The following is a 21,042-nucleotide window of genomic DNA, read 5'->3' as shown; positions in this document are numbered from 1 at the left end:
GCTTTATGATTACCGTGCTGATTGCTGGAATCTTCGGATTCCTCATCTCCCTCACCGCGCTGCCGGTGTTCATCAAGAAGATGAAGTCTCTGAAGCTTGGCCAGCTCATCCGTGAGGAAGGCCCTGCAGCCCACCAGCATAAGGCGGGCACCCCCACCATGGCGGGTCTGATTTTCATCCCCGCGGCGATTCTCGCCTACTTCTTGACCCTGGCGGTGAGCGCCCTGCTCTTCGGTACCGCGCCGGTACCGACTGCTACCGCGTGGCTGACCATCGCCTTCACCCTGGGCATGCTCGGTGTGGGCGCGGCGGACGACATCATGAAGTTCCGCAATAAGGGCAACGAGGGTCTGACCGAGAAGCAGAAGACCATTGGTCTTCTGGGTGTTACCCTGCCCTTTGCGTACCTGGCGTTCCAGTTTCCGAATGAGTCGGGTGCACGTCCGGCGTCGACCGCTATCTCTTTCGTACGTGACCTGCCCATTGACCTGTTCGCGGCGGGCGCGGTCTTCGGCTCCATCCTGTTGGTTGGTTGGATTACCCTCATCTCCCTGTCCGGTACGAACGCGGTGAACTTCACCGATGGTCTGGACGGCCTGGCTGGCGGCATCATGATGACCATCTTCTCCGGCTACCTGACCATCAGCATCTGGCAGTACGTGCACGCCTGCTCCGCTGGCGCTGGCACTGCCTGCTACGATGTGCGCGACCCCGGCTCGCTGGCGCTGATTGCTGCTTCCCTGGTGGGTTCGCTGGCTGGCTTCCTCTGGTGGAACGTGTCGAAGGCACAGATCTTCATGGGCGACTCCGGTTCTCTGGCGCTCGGCGGCGCAATGGTTGCCTTCGCGCTGTTTACCCGCACCGAGCTGCTTCTGCTGGTCATCGCTCTGATTCCCGTGCTGGAAGTGTTCTCTGTGATCGTGCAGAAGTTCGTGTTCAAGACCAGCCGTAAGCGTTCGGTCGCAGCGGGGGAGAAGCCCCTGCATGCGCACCGTTACTTCCGTATGACCCCCTTCCACCATCACATGGAGAAGGTCGGCGTCAACGGCAAGTACTCAATTGATAAGCGAGGCATTGCCCCCGGTACCGTCAGCAGCGGCGAAGTGAACTCCGTGTTCCGCCTCTGGGTTGTTAACGCCCTCTGCGTGCTCGTTGCCCTGGCGCTGTTCTTCGGTGACTGGTTCTCGCAGACTTCTGGAGTGATTCACTAATGTCAACTAATGAACAGCCGGATACAGCTCGCATTGAAGCGAACGCCGCCGCTATTGCGGTGAACCCGGTGTATGAGAACGAGCGCCTCGCGGAGCTGACTCACTGGGGCGCCCCCTGGGCTAACCTGCGTGTGGTCGTGGTGGGCATGGGTACCAGCGGAGACGCTGTGACCGATGTGCTCGCTCAGCTGGGTGCGAAGATTGTTGTCATCGACGGGGCAGATACCCCGGAGAAGCGTGAGCGCATCGACCTGTACGCTAACGCCTACGGCAACGTTGAGGGCCTGTTTGGTCCCGAGCACATGCGCGCACTGCCCCCGGTGGATGGTCAGGAACCCGAGCTTGTGGTTACCTCTCCGGGCGTGCGTCCCGACCACCCGGTCATGCTGGACGCTTATGAGCGTCGTATCCAGATTTGGGGCGATGTTGAGCTGGCATGGCGTTTAAACGAGCGTAGTGGCCTGCCGACCCCCAAGTGGCTGTGCCTGACCGGTACGAATGGTAAGACCACTACCGTGGGTATGGTCGATTCCGTCCTGAAGGCTGCCGGCAAGAAGGCTATTCAGGTAGGCAACGTGGGCATGCCGATTGTGTACGCCATTGCCGATGATGAGCCCTATGAGTTCTTCGCGGTGGAGCTGTCCAGCTTCCAGCTGCACTGGACCCATTCGTTGTCCCCGTACGCTTCGGTGGTTCTGAACATTGCTGAGGACCACGTGGACTGGCACGGTTCGTTCGAGCGTTACAAGGCTGATAAGGCTCGCGTGTACGAGCACACTCAGGTTGCCTGCATCTTCAACACCGACCATGTGGACACCCTGCGCATGGTTGAGAACGCGGACGTTATTGAGGGCGCTCGCGCGATTGGCTTCAGCTCCACTGAGATGCCCGCCGTGTCGATGCTCGGCCTGGCTGAGGACATCATGGTGGACCGCGCCTTCTTGAAGAACCGTTACAACGAGGCGTATGAGCTGGCGGTTCTGGAGGATTTGGCTCCGGCTCCCGGTAAGATGCCTGCGAAGCACACCGTAGAGAACGCTTTGGCGGCTGCGGCTCTGTGCCGTGCGGCTGATATTGACCCGAAGGCTGTGGGCGCTGGCCTGCGTTCCTTCAAGACCGGTGCGCACCGTAACCAGCTGGTGGGTTACGCAAACGACATCATGTGGGTGAACGATTCGAAGGCTACGAATCCTCACGCCGCGAATGCTTCGATGAGCGGTTACCCCTCACTGGTGTGGATTGCTGGCGGTCTGTCGAAGGGCGTTGAGTACGATGAGCTGATTGCTGCTCACGCTAAGCGCCTGAACGCTGTGCTGATTATCGGTACCGATACTGCGGCGTTGAAGTCGGCATTGGCTAACCACGCTCCGCAGGTTCCGACCTACAATATGACCGCCGCTGTGGCTGATTCTTCGGACGGCATCGCCGTGATGAACGCGGCCGTTGCGAAGGCTGCTGAGCTGGCGCATCCGGGGGATACCGTGCTGATGGCTCCCGCGTCTGCGTCGATGGACCAGTTCAAGAATTATGCGGTGCGCGGTGATGCGTTTGCGAACGCTGTTGCCGCCCAGCTGGCAGACTCTTAGGACGTTACCTGCAGGGGCGTCTCGGGTAACCGGGGTGCTTTCTGCAGGTTCTTCTCGGGGGTGGGATGGTAACGGTGTCCCACCCCTGAACCTTTTTCGTGTATTCGCCACGACGGATCCGTGGCAGTTGAGGCCTATAGGAGGGCATGTGAGTACCAGCGCATCTTCGGAGCGTTCGGCTTCTTCAGCGCGTTCGACCGCGAGTGGTCGTTGGGCGTCTTTGCGAGCCGGTTTGGAGGATTTCTCAGCGCCGTTCCGTGCTCGTGCCGGTAGGCTGTACCGTCGTGGTTTGAAGGCTGACCTGTGGGATGTGCCGGTGATGCTGTTGGTGACGACCCTGGGTCTGGCTATTTTTGGCTGCATTATGGTGTTGTCGGCTTCGAGCGTCACGATGATTTCGCAGGGCCAGTCGCCGTTCTCGCAGGTTTCGTCTCAGATCATGTTCTTGGTCCTTGGCGTGCTTGCGATGGCGGGTATTACGCGTATTCCGGTGGGCGTTTACCACAAGAAGTTTGTGGTGTATGCGATGCTGGCTACCGCTTTGGTCATGCAGCTTGCTGTGGTGGTTGTCGGCGTTGAGGTGAACGGTAACCGTAACTGGTTGAAGCTTGGCCCGGTGCAGATTCAGCCGTCGGAGTTTTCGAAGCTGGCGATTATTATGTGGCTGGCATGGGTGTATAGCCGCCACGGCGATATTTCTCGCAGTATTTGGCGCACGCTGTTCCCCTCGATTTATGGTGTGGGTGCCCTGGTGCTGCTGATTATGCTCGGTGGCGATATGGGTACCGCCATGGTGTATGGCTTCATCTTTGTGGGCATGATGTGGCTGGCGGGTGCTTCTCGCAGCTCGCTACTGAAGATTGGCGGCGCGTTTGCGGCGTTGGCGCTGGTGGGTGTGCTCAGTAGCGCGAACCGTGTGGCTCGTATTTTCGGTATTTGGGGCTCGTGCACGAACGCTAACTGTGACCAGGCGAATTCTGGTGAGGTGGCGCTGACGACCGGTGGCTTCTTGGGTGTTGGTCTGGGCCAGTCGCGCCAGAAGTACAACTACCTGGCTGAGGCGCATAACGACTATATTTTCGCCATTATTGGTGAAGAGCTGGGTCTGCTGGGTACGCTGGCGGTTCTGCTGCTGTATGTGGGCCTGGTGTATTGCGCGGTCCGTATTATGCTTCGCACTACTGATCCGCTGGTGCGTTTGGCGACGGGCGGCATCATGATTTGGTTGACCTCTCAGGCGATTATCAATATGGGCATGGTGTCCCGTATTTTGCCGGTGATTGGCGTGCCTTTGCCGTTTGTCTCCTATGGTGGTTCGTCGCTGTTGTCCTCGTTGTTTGCGGCGGGTTTGTTGTTGGCGTTTGCGCGGCAGACTCCGTTGCGTGGCGCGACGAAACCGTCGAATATTGAGACCCAGAGCGCGCGTGAGGTTCGTCGTGCGAATGCTGAATGGCAGCGTCGTACGCCGTTGCAGGATGTGCTGAATCAGGAAGAGGCTGCTCGTGCGGCTGCCGGTGGTCACCTGTTGAAGGAACATAATCCTTTGAAGGCTGTTTTTGGTCCGGAGAGCACGTTGCGCCGCTGGTTGGGTTTTGCGCCGGATCAGCAGCGTGAGTTGTCTCGTATGGCTCGTGAGCAGCAGAAGGAGCAGGAGCGCCAGGCTCGGGAGCAGGTTCGTCGTGAGGAGGAACAGGCTCGCCAGGAGGCGGCGCAGGCTCGAGAAGAGGCGCGTCGTGCTCGTGAGGAGGCGCGTCTGGCTCGTGAGGAAGCTGCCCGTGTGAAGGCGGAGCAGAAGGCCTCGCAGAAGGCTGAAGCTCAGAAACAGAAGGCCTCGCAGAAACCTGCCCCGCAGAAGCCTGCACCGAAGAAGGCAGCTCCGCAGAAGGCTCCCGCTCAGCCTCGTACCGGTCAGCAGACTCGCCCCGCTCAGAAGGCTACCGCTGCGAAGCCCGCAGGTCAGAAGCCCGCGGCTCCGAAGCAAGCTGTACAGCAGCGCGCCGCTCAGCAGCCTACTGCTCAGAGGCGAGTGCAGCAGCCTCGTGCTACTCAGCCCCGTAGCGCACAGCACCGTCCGTCGGGTTCGCTACCTGCGGGTCTGCAGCCGCTGCATCCTGAGGACCGTCAGCGTCGTGCCCAGCGACAGGGCAATCCTCGACAGGGCGCTCAACGTCAGGCAGCGCCGCGACAGGGTACTCAGGCAAAGGGTACTCAGCCAAAGGGCGCTCCGAAGAACAGCGCTCAGCAGGCGCAGCGTCCGGCTCAGGGCGTGGCTCGGAACTCGGCTCAGCGCGGCACCCGCAAGCAGGGCTAAACCCCGCGGAACCCGCTCTGTGAAGCCTGCATATCGGGGGCTGACATTCGGGGGAGTGAGCTGCGGTTCGTGCCTCTACCCGTGATGAATATGTGCTGAATATAAGATAAAGCCCTCGCTGTTGAGTTGTAGCTCAATGGCGGGGGCGCTCTTTTGAACAGGTGCGATAGCGTAAAATGATGCTGTACCGATGTGTTGGGAGAAAGACCTATGACGAAGAAGGCGCCCTCTATAGTCTTCGCCGGTGGTGGCACCGCCGGTCATATTAATCCGATGCTCGCGATTGCGCGTGCGGTTCGTGATCTTGAACCGAACGCTAAGATTCTGATGCTGGGCACTGCGGATAAGATGGAAGCCGAGCTGGTTCCGGCAGCTGGTTTCGATATTGAGTTCATCCCTCGTGCAGCGTTCCCTCGTAGCATTAACCGTGCCGCTTTGGCTTTCCCCGCTAAGTTCTTTGGTGGCCTGTCGAAGACCCGCCGCATCCTCAAAGAAGCAGATGCAGACGTGGTTGTTGGCGTGGGTGGCTACGTGTGCCCGCCGGCGTACCTGTCGGCGTTGAGCGCTAAGATTCCCGTGGTGATTCATGAGGCGAATGCGAAGCCCGGTTTGGCGAACCGCCTTGGTGGTACGTTTGCGGAGTTCACCGGTGTGGCGTTCCCTAATACTCCTTTCCCGCGTGCAACCCTGGTGGGTATGCCGATGAAGGATGAGATTGCCTACCTGAACCGTGATGCGCACCGTTCGAAGGCTCGCCGTAACCTGGGCCTGGACCCGCAGAAGCCGACCGTGATTGTGACGGGCGGTTCGCTGGGTGCGTTGAGCCTGAATAATGCGGTGGCGGCGTGCCGTGACCACTTTGCGGAGTGGGACTTCCAGATTCTGCATATTACCGGCAAGGGTAAGGCTGTTCTGGATGAGAACGGCGAGTTGTTGAGCGCCCCGAATTACCGCCAGATTGAGTTCAGCAACGGCATGCAGGATGTGTATGCTGCCGCTGATCTTCTGCTGGTGCGTTCGGGCGCGGCGACCGTCAGTGAGGTTGCTGCGGTGGGTGTTCCCGCTATTTTTGTGCCGCTTCCTATTGGTAATGGTGAGCAGGCTCTGAATGCTCGTTCTCTGGTGGAGGCGTCTGCGGCTCTGCTGGTGAAGGATGCAGAGGTCACCGGTGAGTGGTTTGCCCGTGAGATTCCGGCTCTTATGGCGAACCCGGAGGAGCTGGAGCGCATGGGCGCTGCGGCGTATGAACTTGGTATCCGTGACGCGGCACGCGTTATGGCTGAAGCAGTATTGAAAGCAGCTGAGAAGTAATGACTGAATTGATGAATCTTGAGATGGTGTTGCCGGCACCGCTGAACCCGCCGTTTCCTGAGCGTGCGAAGATGAGCGAGTTGGGCCGTGTGCACTTCATCGGTATTGGTGGCGCTGGTATGAGTGCTATTGCCGCTCTGATGCTGCAGGCTGGTGTGACGGTGAGCGGTTCTGATCGTGCGGAGTCGGCTACTGTTGAGTCTTTGCGTGCTGCGGGTGCTCGTGTGGGTGTTCCTCAGCAGGCTGAGAACATTGTGGACGTTGATACCGTGGTGATTTCTACTGCGATTCGTGAGGATAACCCGGAGCTTGTTGCCGCTCGTGCGCAGGGTCTGCGTGTGCTGCATCGTTCTGAGGCGCTTGCCGCTGTGATGGGTGAGGCTCAGGTGGTTGCTGTCGCCGGTACTCACGGTAAGAGCACGACCAGCTCCATGATTTCTGTGATGTTTGATCAGCTGGGTGCTGACCCGTCGTTTGCGGTGGGTACTGTGATTGCTGGTCGCGGTACGAACGCTCACCTGGGTGCTCAGGGTCCGGAGTCGATTTTTGTGGCTGAGGCTGATGAGTCGGACGGCTCGTTTGTGCGTTACCGCCCGGCTATTGCTGTGGTGACGAATGTTGAGCCGGACCACCTGGATTTCTATGAGACGGATGAGCGTGTCTTTGAGGCGTTCAACCGTTTTGTGGGTTCGCTGGCTCCTAACGGTGTTGTGGTGACCTGTGCTGATGATGCAGGCGCGGCGGCTTTGGCGGCTCGTTCTCGTGCGGAGGGTGTGCCCGTGGTGACTTACGGTGAGTCGGCGGATGCTGACCTGCGCATTAGCGAGATTACCAGCGCTGGTTCTTCCTCGTCGTCGCACCTGTCGTGGTCGTTTGAATGCCGTGGCTTGCGTTATGAGGGGGAGCAGGATATTGCTCTGAAGGTGCCCGGTATCCACAACCAGCTGAATGCTTCTGCGGCTTTTGCTTCGGCTCTGATTTCTGGTTACGAGGCTGCTGATATTGCTCGCGCGCTGGCTGATTTCGTGGGTGCTGACCGCCGCTTCACCCTGCGCGGTGAGGTTGCCGGCGTGAAGGTCTTTGACGACTACGCGCACCACCCGACCGAGGTGTTCCGTGCTTTGCAGACTGGTCGTACCGTGGCTGATGGCCATAACCTGTACGTGATTTTCCAGCCGCACCTGTTCTCGCGTACTCGTGAGTTCGCGAAGGAGTTCGCTGAGGCCCTGTCGATGGCTGATCGTGCTCATGTACTGGATATTTACCCGGCTCGTGAGCTGCCGATTGAGGGTGTGACCAGTGAGCTGATTACCGGTGCTGGTTTCTCTGAGGTTCGTTACGCTACCGCTGAGGACGCTATTGAGGATATTGTGACCTGCGCTCAGGCTGGCGATATTGTGATGACCGTTGGTGCTGGCGATGTGACCGCTTTGGGCGCGCGTCTGCTGGAGTCCCTGGAAATCCGTCACGGTGGCGAGTCGAAGAAGTCGGAGGCTTAGGCTGTGCCGATGAGTTCTGGTCTCTCTTCGGAGGGGCATTCCTCCTCGCGCGCGCCGAAGGCTCCGCGTTCGCGTGCTCGTTTGCGCGCCCAGCAGGTAGCTGAGAATGCGCAGGTTGAGGCTAAGAAATCTGAGTCTGTGCAGGCTGAATCTGCGCAGTCTCAGCTGACTCAGCTGCAGGCCACCCAGCCTCAGGTTGTGAAGAGCGCAGAAGCTACTGGGGTTGCAAAGCCCTCGGAAGCTATGAAGTCTGCGGACGCCGTGAAGCCTGTCGAGATTGCATCCTCGGAGGCTTCTGCTCAGCCTTCTGGTGCGCAGTCTGCCGCTACTCAGCCTTCCGCTACTCAGTCTTCGAGCTCCGTTCGACACATGCCGCGTAAGCCGGTGGTGCATAAATCGCATAGCCAGAACGGTGCTGATACTTCGGCTTCCAAGAGCGCTGCGGCGGTTCATTCTTCGGCGCAGTCTTTGAAGGATTCGGTGCGTTCTGCGCTGATGACCGGTCGTACCGTGTCTGAGGTTGAGCACGCGCCCGAGCTGTTTGATGTTGAGGCGTTTGAGGATTCTTCGTCGAAGACTTCATCCGCCAAGGGTGCATCTGCTCAGACTGCATCCTCGCAGTCGGTGAAGAGCGCAGAAAAGGAAGTAGCCGATCAGAAGGCTACGCAGAAGAGTTCTGTTCAGAAGTCTTCTGCCGGTTCTGTTGAATCTTGCGAAGAGTCTGCCTCTCAGAAGGCTGAAGAAAGCGCCGATAAGGCGGGGGAGAAGGCTGTTGAAGAGCCTCGCCCCGCGAGCCGTTTTGGTCGTTGGCGTGCAGAGCGTGAGCAGCAGCGTGCAGCGGAGATTGAGAAGGAGCGCGAGCGTGCGAGCCGTCAGGCTCAGCGTGAGCGTCTGCGTCAGGATCCGGGCTTGGACGGTCTGCGTGCTGAGGAGCGCCCCCGTAAGGAGCGTGCGCCTCTGACTCGTGCCCGTAAGCTGCTGTACACCGCTTCGGCACTGGCTATTATTGCGGTGCTGTATGTGGTGCTGGTCTTCTTTTCGCCCCTGTTGGCGACTCAGAAGATTACGGTGCGCGGCGCGTCCCTGCTGGAAACCACCCAGGTGGAGCAGAAGCTTGAGCCTCTGCGCGGCGTTCCGCTCACTCGCATCGATGAGAAGAAGGTGCGTGAGCTGATCGGGCAGGATAACGTGATTCGTAGTGTGCAGGTGGAGAGCCGTCCGCCGCATGAGCTGGTGGTGACTCTGAAAGAGCGTACCGCGGTTGCGGTTGTGAAGCAGGGCGATACGTACCATACTGTTGATAGCGATGGTGTGAGCCTTCTGGAGTCGGCGACTCAGCCCGATACATCGGTGCCGCTGGTTCGTTTCAGCGGTGATGACCCGAAGACTTCGGCTGAGTTCCGCACCATTTCTACCGCGCTTTCGGCGATGCCCTCTGAACTTCTAGCTCAGGTTAAGGAAGCCGGCGCTACGTCAACCTCAAGTATCACTCTAACCTTGAGGGATAATACTACGGTGCAGTGGGGAACCGCTGAAGAGAGCGAGTTGAAGGCGAAGGTCCTGCTCTCCCTGCGCCAGGCTATTGCTAAGCGTGCTCAGGAGGAGACCTCCTCCGAGGCACAGACGCAGAAGGTGACCGTCTATGACGTGTCTGCCCCGCGCGTACCGGTGACCCGTTAGGGGAACCAATCATGCGCTTTATCCTCCCTTTTTGTGTGAAATCCGCAAAAAGAGGGGGTAATTGCGCTGTGTGACTAGGAACCGACAAAAACAGTTTGGTATCCTAGCAGATAAAGTCATTCTTTAGAGGAAACCTTCAGGCTTAGATTAAGCTGCGGGTCTTCCGAAGCTGGAACACGGAACAATCGAGGAATACATGGACGCTGGAACTCCCCAGAACTACTTGGCAGTCATCAAGGTCGTTGGTATCGGCGGCGGTGGCGTCAACGCAGTCAACCGCATGATTGAGGTTGGTCTGCGCGGCGTTGAGTTCATTGCTATCAACACTGACGCTCAGGCTCTGCTGATGTCCGATGCAGACGTTAAGCTGGACGTTGGTCGTGAGCTGACCCGCGGTCTTGGCGCGGGCGCAAACCCCGAGGTTGGCCGTCAGGCAGCCGAGGATCACGCGCAGGAAATTGAGGAAGTCCTCAAGGGCGCAGACATGGTCTTTGTGACCGCAGGTGAGGGCGGTGGCACCGGTACCGGTGGCGCACCCGTCGTGGCACGTATTGCCCGCTCCCTTGGCGCTCTGACCATTGGTGTGGTGACCCGCCCCTTCACCTTCGAAGGCCGTCGCCGCTCTAACCAGGCTGAGACCGGTATCGCGGCTCTGCGCGATGAGGTTGATACCCTGATCGTTATTCCGAACGACCGACTGCTGTCGATTTCGGACCGTAACGTCTCCATGCTGGACGCATTCAAGTCCGCTGACCAGGTTCTGCTCTCCGGTGTGCAGGGCATTACCGACCTGATCACCACCCCCGGCCTGATCAACCTTGACTTCGCTGACGTTAAGTCCGTCATGCAGGGTGCAGGTTCGGCTCTGATGGGTATCGGCTCGGCATCCGGTGAGGACCGCGCAGTGAAGGCAGCTGAGCTGGCTATCGCATCGCCGCTGCTGGAAGCATCCATCGACGGTGCACACGGCGTTCTGCTGTCCATTCAGGGTGGCTCCGACCTGGGTCTGTTCGAGATCAACGAGGCTGCACGCCTGGTTCAGGAAGTTGCTCACCCCGACGCAAACATCATCTTCGGTGCGGTTATTGACGACGCACTGGGCGATGAGGCTCGCGTGACCGTGATTGCTGCTGGCTTCGACGCAGTGAACCCGGAGACTAACTCCAACGCTTCCACTGCTGCGGCTACTCAGGCTCAGCGCACCCAGGCATCCTTCGGCGGTTCCACCGCTGCGGCTGCTCCGGCTGCTAACGGCTACGGCTACAACGCACCCGCTGCTGCTCCGGCTTCCACCGGCGCTGCTGGCTTCGACGTTGACCTTCCCCCGGTTGTGGAGGAAGCTCCGGCTCGCCGCGACACCCTGGACGTCCCTGACTTCCTGAAGTAGTCTGCCCGGCTGTGAACGCCTAAGCGTTGCACGGCTGAGAGTCTTATGAAGCTATAGGGGAGCTGAGAAACACGCACAATGTGCTGTTCTCGGCTCCCCTTTGCTATACCCGCTGACATCTGATGAAGGAATAGAAGATGAGCGATAACCCCAAAACTTCGCTGCTTGCCTCTGCCGATACCCGAACCCTGGGTCCCTGGCGTGTGCGGGTGGGTTTCACCTCCCGCGCGGCGGGCAACCTGGGCTTGCATGTGGACGATGAGCTCGGCGGCGGTATGGACGCCTCCCTGGTGCGCACCCTCAACCACCGTGCCGCTCTGGAGGAGGCGCTGGGTACCGAGCCGTTCTTCTACCTGAACCAGGTGCACGGTGTGCAGATTGCCTACCCGGAAGATTATGAAGTGGAATCCTACGCACCCGGTGCCCCGCAGGAGCGTACGGTTGAGCGTGCCCGCGCGGTGCTGGAGAACTCCCCGGTCGCCGATGCGGCGATTAGTAGTGAGGGCGTGCCCCTGGCGATTATGGTTGCTGATTGCATTCCCGTGGTCCTGGTGGGCGAGCGGGTCGAGAACTGGCAGCCGATCCTGGCGGTGGCTCACGCGGGCCGCCGCGGCCTGCTTGACGGCGTGCTCCAGCAGACCGTGCAGCGGATGCGTCAGCTCGGCGCGGAGAAAATTACCGCCTGGCTGGGCCCGAGTATCTGCGGTAGCTGCTACGAGGTGCCCGAGGCGATGCGCACCGAGTCCACCGAACTGATTCCGCAGGTGCATTCGGTGACCAGCCAGCAGACCCCCGGCCTGGATCTGCCCGCCGGCGCTCGCGCCGTGCTGGAGGAGGCGGGCGTGCAGGTGAGCATGGACTGTGCGCAGTGCACGTTTGAGGAGCCCGAGGTGTATTCGCATCGCGGGTTCACGAACCGCGGTGAGAAGCCGGGCCGCATCGCAGGTCTGGTGTGGATCGAGAAGGCGGCAGAGCCTGCCGCCTAGAGCTGCTAAAGATAGAACCGCTAAAGATGAGCCGCTGAAGAAGAGAAGATGTCTGAAATGAACGTAGAAGAGAACCTGCAGTACACTCCCGAACGCGCCGAGCAGCTGCTGCAGAACTACCGCCGCGTGCTTGAGCGTATCCGCACCGCGGAGCAGGACCACAGCGCCGTGCGTACCGAGGCGAGCGCCCCGGTGCAGCTGGTGACGGTCACGAAGTTCTTCCCCGCCTCCGACGCGGCGGCGCTGCTGGATGGGGGAGTGACCCTCTTCGGTGAGAACCGCGACCAGGAGGCGAGCGGGAAGGCTCGTGAGCTTGCCGCCTACTGCGCCCAGCGTGAGGTGCAGCCCCCGCATTGGGCGTTTATCGGTCAGCTGCAGACGAACAAGGCGAAGTCTGTGGTCAAGTACGCCTCCAGCGTGCATTCGGTGGACCGCCCCTCCCTGGCGGACGCGCTGGCGAAGGCGTACGCAAACCAGCTGGCACGCTTCGAGGCGGGGGAGGCGCCCGCACCTGCAGCGGCGGAGCAGGGCGCGCTGACCTGCCTGGTGCAGGTGTCCCTGGCGGAGGTGGCGACGGCTGGCCACGCCGCTGAGGGCGCGCGCGGTGGTACGAGCGCATCCGAGCTGCTGGAGCTGGTGGAACGCATCGAGAATCACGAGCATCTGCGCTGTGGCGGCGTGATGGCGGTGGCGCCGTTGGGCATGAACCCGGATGCGGCGTTTGAGAAGCTCTACGGGCTGGCGTCGCTTGTGCGTGAGCAGGTGCCGCACGCGACCGAGATTTCTGCCGGCATGAGCGGGGATTTGGAAGCGGCGGTGCGTTGGGGCTCGACCTGTGTGCGCGTGGGTAGCGACATCATGGGTAAGCGCCCGGCGCTCTAGCCTCGCCCAAGCTACGCGCCGTGCGTTGCCCTTTCGAGTGCTGAGCTGCTTTCGGTGCGGACCGGCGGCATAATCATCGGTGCCCTTGACCGCCCGCGCGGGGTGGGCGCTGGTAATATATACATGCCGGTGCATGACGTACCGTCACGCACGCACCTTCTGATGAAGCACTACGGCAGAACCTGTACACCACCAACGTGAAAGAACAGCGAGAGAATCATGGCGAAACAAAGCCGTCTGGCGGGTTTCCTCGGCCTGGAACGATACCAGGGCGCTGAGACGACGCCGGAAGAATCCCCGCAGGCTGTGCAGGCTGATTCCCGCCGGGAGGCAAACGCCTCCGCAGGGCAGGCTGCTACAGCACAGAAGACCGACAGCGCCAACAGGCTCTCAGCACTGCCCGGCTCGGCACAGTACAGCGTTGCCGAGTCGCAGAGCGAAACCTACCACCCGCAGGACGAACCCGCCTATACTGAACAGGAAGAGTACCTGCAGGCTGATAGCTACGATGACGGTACAGAAACCGAGTATCTGGACGCAGAAGAATCTGCCGACGGACGAGCAACCGTAGATGCAGCGGCATACGCCACCGCTCATACACCTGAAACCACAGCTGATCTGGCAGAAACCGAGCAGACTTGGGACGATGCCAGCGCAGACAATTGGGAGGACACCCCGGTGCCGAATACCGAATACACCGAGCAGTACGCCGATACGTACTCCAACGACGGCTACTACGAACAGGGCTACGAGCCCGAAGAAACCAACGGATACACCTACGGTTACGAGGAAGAAGAGGACGAATTGCGTCGTATCACCACTATCCACCCCCGCTCCTACAATGATGCAAAGATCATTGGTGAGGCATTCCGCGAGAACATTCCCGTGATTATGAACGTGGAAGAAATGCCTGACGCAGACGCAAAGCGCCTGGTGGACTTCGCATCCGGTCTGGCATTCGCACTGGAGGGCCGCATTGAGCGCGTCACCGCTAAGGTGTTCCTGCTGACCCCCTCCAACCTGGAGGTTCTGGGCGTGGCTAACTCCGAGGTTCCCGCCGGCTTTGAGACCGACGGCGAATTCCCCTTCGACCAGGGCTAAGGACTGATAGATGGGTTATATTTTCGCCCTCATTACGATTATTCTGTACGTTCTCTACGTCTCCATGCTGCTGCGCATGCTCTTTGACTGGGTACGCATGTTCGCTCCGGGATGGCGCCCGAAGGGCATCGTTCTGCTCTTCGCTAGCGGCGTGTACGCGGTGACGGACTGGCCGATGAACCTGTTGCGTCGTCTGATTCCGCCGGTGCGTGTGGGTAACGTTGCGTTGGATACCGGTTTTCTGATTCTGATTGTTCTGCTGTCTTTCCTGCTGAACATCATGACGACGATTACCGCGAAGCTGTCCTAACGTGCCCCTCCATCGGAGAGATACGAGAACTAGGCATGAGAGCCCCGCTTGCGCTTGGCATCCTGACATGGGATGACGTGCTGGCGGGGTTTTCTGTACCCAATTTCTGGGCCGAGAAGAACCTCCCGCGAGGGGGAGAGACGAATACAGCCGGCGTCGAATCATGCGAAATGCACCCGCGAGCAGATATCGAGCTTGATTACGGCGGGGATAGGGATAAACGCAGCGCGTGGTGAATCCCACCCTTGCGCCGAGCGAATATTTTACGATTCAACCGACGTATAACCGGGCACAGAAACCAAAGAATAGTAGAATTGGTGCCAACGACTGCATCGCGGCATAGCCATGCCCTGAATCATCGGGACCCTAAAATATTGGGGCCACGCCCTATCTGGCTGGTGAATCCGCGGCACTCAACATCACCACCAAACCCCGTAGGGATACCCAGAGGAGAAGCCCATGGCAATCACCCCCGAAGACCTGATCACTAAGAGCTTCAAGATCGTCACCGAAGAGTCCGGTTACGACCGCAACGAGGTCGACGACTTCCTGGACGAGCTCGTTGTCGAACTGCGCGCACTGTACTCCGAGCGTGACGCTCTGGAGCGTCAGGTCGAGCAGCTCTCTGCAAACGCTCCCGATTCCCCCGCAGCGGCTGTGGCACCCGCACAGTCCTCGGCAGCGCCGGCAGCAGCACCTCAGGATGCAGCAGCACTGCTTGCTATGGCACAGAAGGTTCACGACGACTACGTGGCACAGGGCGAGAAGGCTAAGGCTGAACTGATTGAAGAGGCAGAGAGGAAGGCAGACGCTATGGTGAGCGAAGCTCAGCAGCAGCGCGAAGAGGTTCTCTCTCGCCTCACCGACGAGAAGGAAGAACTGGAGATCGCTGTTGAGGCTCTGCGCGGCTTCGAGAGCCGCTACCGCTCCAAGCTGCTGCAGCACCTGGATGCACAGGTTCAGGAGCTGAAGAACCTCAAGTCCATCGAGGCTTCCGCATAAATCAGTTCGCTTGAATGAGCTAACGACGCTTTGAGGCGTATGCCGCCCGGATTCTTTCTCTTCCACCGTTATTCACCGGGGAAGATGGAGAGAACCGGGCGGTATTCTCATACCTGCTCCGCCCGGCTTGAGAACACAGGATGAGAAGCGGGGGAGAGCACCCGCCGAATACTCGATGCACTACCCCGATTTGCTAAGCTAGAGGGGCACTATCGAACGGTACCGCACCAGGTTTGCGTTCGGGCGCGTAGCAACCGGCACAGACTAGAGGAGAGCTATGACCAACACCCCCAAGACTGCTGAATCCTCAGTCTCACACACCGCTACAAAGGCTGACGGACGCCGCGTGCGCATCCTTTCGGCTCGCTCCGCGGGGATCCTCGCGCTCGTGCTTGCCGCCGTCGTGTTCGCTATCGACCAGGGCACCAAATACCTGGTCGTCACCCAGATGCAGTTGGGGGAGCGCATCACCGTTATTGACGGGCTGCTGTGGTGGTACTCGATCCGTAACTCCGGTGCCGCATTCAGCATGGGTGAGAACGTCACCTGGGTCTTCACCCTCGTCATGGTTGCCGCCGCAGCCGTGGTGCTGTACCTGCTGCGCCGCACCCGCGCCCTGTCCTGGACCCTCGCGCTGGGCGGTCTGCTCGGCGGTATCTGCGGCAACCTTTTTGACCGTCTCTTCCGTGAACCCGGCTTCGGTTCCGGTCACGTGGTCGACTTTATTTCCGTACCGAACTTCGCGATTTTCAATATTGCAGACTCCGCAATCTGCGTGTGCATGGCGTTCATCGTTCTGCTGAACTTCAAGGGCCTGAACCTCAACGGAACCCGTGTGCAGGCGCCCGCTGACGAAACCCCTGATGGCGATGCCCCGGCTGGCGATAAGAACGCGGCAGAGAAGAACTCCAAGTAGCTCCCTGCCCGGCTACATCGCCATTACACGTGCCTATAGCCATTCTCACACAGACGACCCCTCACACAGAAAACCTAAGCAAACACCACCCGAAGGAGAGCCGCATGAGCGAAACCACCAACGCCGCCGAAGATACGGCACGCATCCGCGCCGAATTCACCGTTGAAGGCGCGCTCGCCGGTATGCGCCTGGACGCCGCGCTCGCCGGTGCCCTCGATGCGCCGCGCACCCGCACCTCCGGGTGGATTCGTGACGGCCACGTGACCGTGACCAACAACGGCAAGACCGTGAAAATCGGCAAGTCCTACAAGCTGTCCGCAGGGGACGAGGTCGTCGTGGATGCACCCGCACCGCGCGATCTGGCGGACATCCGCCCCGAGAAGGTGGACGGCTTCCGCATCGTGCACCTGGACGACGACATCGTTGTGGTGGACAAGCCCGCAGGCGTGGCGGCACACCCCTCACCCGGCTGGCACGGCCCCACCGTCATCTCCGCGCTCATGGGCGAGGGCATTTCGGTTGCTACCTCCGGCGCGGCAGAACGCCAGGGCATTGTGCACCGCCTGGACGTGGGCACCAGCGGCCTGATGGTCGTAGCCCGCAGCGAACGCGCCTACACCGAACTCAAGCGAGCCTTCAAGGAACGCACCGTGGACAAGGTCTACCACACCCTCGTGCAGGGCCTGCCCGACCCTCTGCGCGGCACCATCGACGCGCCCATCGGCCGCCACCCTGGCAACGAATGGAAGTTCGCCGTGGTCGAAGACGGACGCAACTCCATCACCCACTACGATGTGCTCGAAGCGTTCGGTCCCGCATCCCTGGTAGAGGTGCACCTGGAAACCGGACGTACTCACCAGATTCGTGTGCACTTCTCCGCGCTGCGCCACCCCTGCTGCGGTGACCTGACCTACGGCGCTGACCCGCGCTTTAGCGCCGAACTGGGTCTGACTCGCCAGTGGCTGCACGCGCACCGCCTGGGCTTCGACCACCCCGGCACCGGTGAGCGCGTGACCTTCACCAGCGAGTACCCGCTCGACCTGTCCTACGCGCTGACCGCTCTGCGTGAGGGTAAGGTTCAGCTCGGCTAGACAGCTCGGCTCTGCTAGACAGCCCAGCTAGGTAGAGCCGCCCGCGGGCCGTCGCACACAGCTTCACATTCACCGCCCATCCTCCAGCCCACACCTCCAGGAGATTCCCGTGGCAACCAAAGAATTTACGCACCTGCACGTGCACACCGAGTACTCCATGCTCGACGGTGCCGCGCGCCTGGGTGACCTGTTCACCCACGCTAAAGAACTCGGCATGAAGTCCATGGCGACCAGTGACCACGGCTTCCTCTTTGGTGCCTTCGACTTCTGGCGCCAGGCTAAAGCGCACGACATCAAGCCCATCATTGGTGTGGAGGCGTACCTGACCCCCGGCACGCACCGCACCGACCGTTCGCGTGTGCGCTGGGGCGACGGCTCCCGCGACGACGTGTCCGGTGGTGGCGCGTACACCCACATGACCATGTGGGCTGAGACCACCGAGGGCATGCACAACCTGTTCCGTGCCTCCTCGATTGCGTCGCTGGAAGGTCAGCTGTACAAGCCGCGCATGGATCGTGAGGTGCTGCAGACCTACTCGAAGGGCCTGATCGCTACCACCGGTTGCCCCTCCGGCGAGATCCAGACGCGCCTGCGCCTGGGCCAGTTCGACGAGGCAATTCAGGCGGCGAGCGACTTCCGCGATATCTTCGGCAAGGACAACTTCTACTGCGAGGTCATGGACCACGGCCTCGACATTGAACGCAACGTGCAGGAGGATTTGCACCGCCTCGCCAAGCAGCTGAACCTGCCCTACGTGGCGACCAACGACCTGCACTACACCCGCCAGGAAGACCACACCGCCCACGCGGCGCTGCTGTGCGTGCAGTCCGGCTCGACCCTGACCGACCCCAAGCGCTTCAAGTTCGACGCGGATAACTTCTACCTGCGCTCGCCCGAGGAAATGTACTCCATTTTTGGTGACATTCCCGGTGCCTGCGAGAACACCCTCGAAATCGCTGAACGCTGCAACGTGGAGTTCAACACCAAGGCAAACTACATGCCGAACTTCCCCGTGCCCGAGGGCGAAAACGAGGAATCCTGGTTCGTGAAGGAAGTTGAAAAGGGCCTGCACTATCGCTTCCCGCAGGGTATCCCTGATGTTGTGCGCAAGCAGGCGGAGTACGAGGTGGGGGTTATTACCTCCATGGGCTTCCCCGGCTACTTCCTCGTGGTCGCCGACTTTATCAACTGGGCTAAGCGCAACGGTATTCGCGTGGGCCCCGGCCGTGGCTCCGGTGCAGGCTCGATGGTGGCGTACGCGATGCGCATTACCGAGCTGAACCCGCTCGACCACGACCTGATTTTCGAGCGATTCCTCAACCCCGACCGTGTCTCCATGCCCGACTTCGATGTGGACTTCGACGATCGTCGCCGCGGCGAGGTCATCGACTACGTGACTGATAAGTACGGTGAGGACAAGGTCGCGCAGATCGTCACCTTCGGCACCATTAAGGCGAAGCAGGCGCTCAAGGACGCCTCCCGCGTGATGGACCAGCCGTACTCGGTGGGCGAGCGCCTCACCAAGGCGATGCCGCCGGACGTCATGGGCAAGAACATTGCTCTGGCGAACGTGTACAACGAAGAGGATAAGCGCTACGCCGAGGCGGCAGATTTGCGCGCCCTCATTGAGGACCCGGTCGATAAGATTTACGGCCAGGTGTTCGAGACTGCGAAGGGCCTGGAGGGCCTGAAGCGTCAGTGGGGCGTGCACGCCGCGGGCGTGATTATGTCCAGCAAGAATCTGGTGGATGTGATTCCCGTGATGCGCCGCGAGGCTGACGGCCAGGTCATTACCCAGTTTGATTACCCCACCTGTGAGGGCCTGGGCCTGATCAAAATGGACTTCCTGGGTCTGCGTAACCTCACCATCATCTCCGATGCGGTGGAGAACATTAAGGTCAACCGAGGCATCGACCTGGACCTGGAATCCCTGTCTTTGGACGATCCGGAATCGTACCGTCTGCTGGCGCGCGGTGACACCCTCGGCGTGTTCCAGCTCGATGGCGGCCCGATGCGCTCGCTGCTCAAGCTCATGGAGCCCGAGGAGTTCGAGCACATTTCGGCAGTGTTGGCGCTGTACCGTCCCGGCCCGATGGGCGCGAACTCGCACACCAACTACGCTCTGCGTAAGAACGGTAAGCAGGAGATTGAGCCGATTCACCCTGAGCTAGAAGAGCCGCTGAAGGATATTCTGGACACCACCTACGGCCTTATTGTGTATCAGGAGCAGGTTATGGCGATTGCTCAGAAAGTCGCGAACTACACTCTGGGTGAGGCAGACCTTCTGCGCCGTGCGATGGGTAAGAAGAAGAAGGCGGAGCTGGATAAGCAGTACGCTACCTTCCACGACGGCATGATTTCTAACGGCTACTCTGAGGGCGCTATTAAGGCGCTCTGGGATATTCTGCTGCCGTTCTCTGACTACGCGTTCAACAAGGCGCACACGGCTGCGTACGGTCTGGTGTCGTACTGGACGGCGTACCTGAAGGCACATTACCCGCAGGAGTACATGGCTGCGCTGCTGACCAGCGTGGGCGATAACAAGGACAAGCTCGCGCTGTACCTGAACGAGTGCCGCGCCATGGGCATTACCGTGCTCGCGCCGGACGTGAACGAGTCCACCCTGACCTTCGCCCCCGTGGGTGAGGACATCCGCTTCGGCATGGGCGCAATCCGTAACGTGGGCGCGAACGTGGTCGAAGGCATGATTGCCGCCCGCGAGGAGAAGGGCCGCTACGAGTCCTTCAACGACTTCCTGAAGAAGGTGCCGCTGCAGGTGTGCAATAAGCGCACCATCGAGTCGCTCATTAAGGCGGGCGCTTTCGACGACCTGGGCCACCCCCGCCGTTCGCTGTCCCTCATTCACGAGGCGGCAGTGGACGCAGCCGTGGCGGTCAAGCGTAAGGAGGCGGCGGGTCAGTTCGACCTCTTCGGTTCCCTCGGCATGGATGACGCCCTGGGTGATGAGCTGACGGTGACCATCCCGGACGTGCCCGAGTGGGACCGCCGTGAGAAGCTGAACTTTGAGCGTGACATGCTGGGCCTGTACGTTTCGGACCACCCGCTGCGTGGCCTGGAACGTGCGCTCTCGGATGCCGCAAGCCATTCGGTGCACGACATCATCGGCGAAGACTCGCACGTGCGCGACGGCGAAACCGTCACCATTGCGGGTATGCTCACCGGCGTTTCGCGCCGTATCGCCAAGTCCAGCGGTAACCAGTACGCCTCCGTGGAGCTGGAAGACCCCTCGGGCGCAACCATTACGGTCATGTTCTTCTCCCGCGCCTACGAGACGATGGGCGCCGCCCTGGCGGACGACCTCATCTGCTCGATTCGTGGCCGCGTGCAGCGCCGTGACGACGGCAGCGTGAACATGAGCGCGCAGGAACTGCAGATCCTGGAAATCAGCGATGACGGTCGCGCCGCACCCATCACCATTGTGGTGCCCGAGTACCTGGTGACCGAGGCGAATCTGAAGGAGCTGAAGGAGACCCTGCGCGACCACAAGGGCACCGCTGATGTGCGCATGCTCGTGCGTACCCGCGATAAGGAGCAGCTGGTGCTGCTGGACCCGAGCGTGCGCGTGGAACCGAACCCGAGCCTCTTCGGTGAAATCAAGACGATTTTCGGTCCGAGCTGCATTCGACGCTAAACATATATAACCCCGCAAGGTGGGAATGACAGGGTGGATTCTGCATAGCAGAGTCCACCCTGAGCGTATATTCACTCACACCATACGGTGTATCCGCTGTATATCACGGTAGAATAG

At 60.4% G+C, this 21,042-nt stretch carries 14 protein-coding genes and 1 pseudogene; all 15 read left to right on the top strand.

The window, feature by feature from the left end:
* The first annotated feature begins 5 nt into the window (after positions 1 to 5).
* The 15 genes and pseudogenes from mraY to dnaE all read left to right on the top strand — a co-directional run bounded on the left by mraY (position 6) and on the right by dnaE (position 20,925).
* The gene (gene mraY / locus HMPREF2928_RS07210; protein WP_005507747.1) at positions 6 to 1,211 is read left to right on the top strand and encodes a phospho-N-acetylmuramoyl-pentapeptide-transferase; all 1,206 of its coding nucleotides are present in this window, start codon (positions 6 to 8) and stop codon (positions 1,209 to 1,211) included.
* The gene (murD, locus tag HMPREF2928_RS07205; RefSeq protein ID WP_070687998.1) at positions 1,211 to 2,797 is read left to right on the top strand and encodes a UDP-N-acetylmuramoyl-L-alanine--D-glutamate ligase; all 1,587 of its coding nucleotides are present in this window, start codon (positions 1,211 to 1,213) and stop codon (positions 2,795 to 2,797) included. The genes mraY and murD overlap by 1 nt, the downstream gene beginning before the upstream one ends.
* Before the next feature lie 148 nt (positions 2,798 to 2,945).
* Entirely contained in the window at positions 2,946 to 5,108 is a 2,163-nt protein-coding gene (locus HMPREF2928_RS07200) for an FtsW/RodA/SpoVE family cell cycle protein (RefSeq protein ID WP_070687996.1), read from the top strand.
* Between the two features lie 210 nt (positions 5,109 to 5,318).
* Positions 5,319 to 6,419, top strand: coding sequence for an undecaprenyldiphospho-muramoylpentapeptide beta-N-acetylglucosaminyltransferase (gene murG, locus HMPREF2928_RS07195; RefSeq protein ID WP_049345226.1), 1,101 nt, complete (start codon positions 5,319 to 5,321; stop codon positions 6,417 to 6,419).
* Positions 6,419 to 7,918, top strand: coding sequence for a UDP-N-acetylmuramate--L-alanine ligase (gene murC / locus HMPREF2928_RS07190; RefSeq protein ID WP_070687994.1), 1,500 nt, complete (start codon positions 6,419 to 6,421; stop codon positions 7,916 to 7,918). The genes murG and murC overlap by 1 nt, the downstream gene beginning before the upstream one ends.
* 9 nt (positions 7,919 to 7,927) lie before the next feature.
* Positions 7,928 to 9,598, top strand: a complete 1,671-nt coding sequence (locus HMPREF2928_RS07185; RefSeq protein WP_246823582.1) for a cell division protein FtsQ/DivIB — start codon at positions 7,928 to 7,930, stop codon at positions 9,596 to 9,598.
* A gap of 196 nt (positions 9,599 to 9,794) precedes the next feature.
* On the top strand, positions 9,795 to 10,985 hold the full coding sequence (gene ftsZ, locus HMPREF2928_RS07180; protein WP_005507755.1) for a cell division protein FtsZ: 1,191 nt from the start codon (positions 9,795 to 9,797) through the stop codon (positions 10,983 to 10,985).
* Between the two features lie 137 nt (positions 10,986 to 11,122).
* A complete protein-coding gene (locus HMPREF2928_RS07175; protein ID WP_070687990.1) occupies positions 11,123 to 11,971 on the top strand; it encodes a purine nucleoside phosphorylase YfiH/LACC1 family protein in 849 nt (282 codons plus the stop codon).
* 48 nt (positions 11,972 to 12,019) lie between these two features.
* Positions 12,020 to 12,853, top strand: coding sequence for a YggS family pyridoxal phosphate-dependent enzyme (locus HMPREF2928_RS07170; RefSeq protein ID WP_049340722.1), 834 nt, complete (start codon positions 12,020 to 12,022; stop codon positions 12,851 to 12,853).
* Between the two features lie 789 nt (positions 12,854 to 13,642).
* Positions 13,643 to 13,954: pseudogene (locus HMPREF2928_RS09285) on the top strand (cell division protein SepF); the annotation flags it as partial.
* A gap of 10 nt (positions 13,955 to 13,964) precedes the next feature.
* Positions 13,965 to 14,264, top strand: coding sequence for a YggT family protein (locus HMPREF2928_RS07160; protein WP_005507764.1), 300 nt, complete (start codon positions 13,965 to 13,967; stop codon positions 14,262 to 14,264).
* Between the two features lie 459 nt (positions 14,265 to 14,723).
* On the top strand, positions 14,724 to 15,266 hold the full coding sequence (locus HMPREF2928_RS07150; RefSeq protein ID WP_049352995.1) for a DivIVA domain-containing protein: 543 nt from the start codon (positions 14,724 to 14,726) through the stop codon (positions 15,264 to 15,266).
* A gap of 277 nt (positions 15,267 to 15,543) precedes the next feature.
* Positions 15,544 to 16,182, top strand: a complete 639-nt coding sequence (lspA, locus tag HMPREF2928_RS07145) for a signal peptidase II (RefSeq protein ID WP_141754963.1) — start codon at positions 15,544 to 15,546, stop codon at positions 16,180 to 16,182.
* Between the two features lie 104 nt (positions 16,183 to 16,286).
* Positions 16,287 to 17,273 carry an RluA family pseudouridine synthase gene (locus HMPREF2928_RS07140; RefSeq protein WP_005507767.1) on the top strand — a complete coding sequence of 329 codons (987 nt, stop codon included), beginning with the start codon at positions 16,287 to 16,289 and terminating at the stop codon, positions 17,271 to 17,273.
* A gap of 109 nt (positions 17,274 to 17,382) precedes the next feature.
* Positions 17,383 to 20,925, top strand: coding sequence for a DNA polymerase III subunit alpha (gene dnaE, locus HMPREF2928_RS07135; protein ID WP_070687984.1), 3,543 nt, complete (start codon positions 17,383 to 17,385; stop codon positions 20,923 to 20,925).
* The last annotated feature ends 117 nt before the right edge of the window (positions 20,926 to 21,042 follow it).

The sequence above is a fragment of the Rothia sp. HMSC072B04 genome, assembly GCF_001813725.1.
Classification (GTDB): Bacteria; Actinomycetota; Actinomycetes; order Actinomycetales; family Micrococcaceae; genus Rothia; species Rothia mucilaginosa.
Note: the sequence above shows the minus strand (reverse complement) of the source record. Positions and strands in the feature narration are given on the sequence as shown.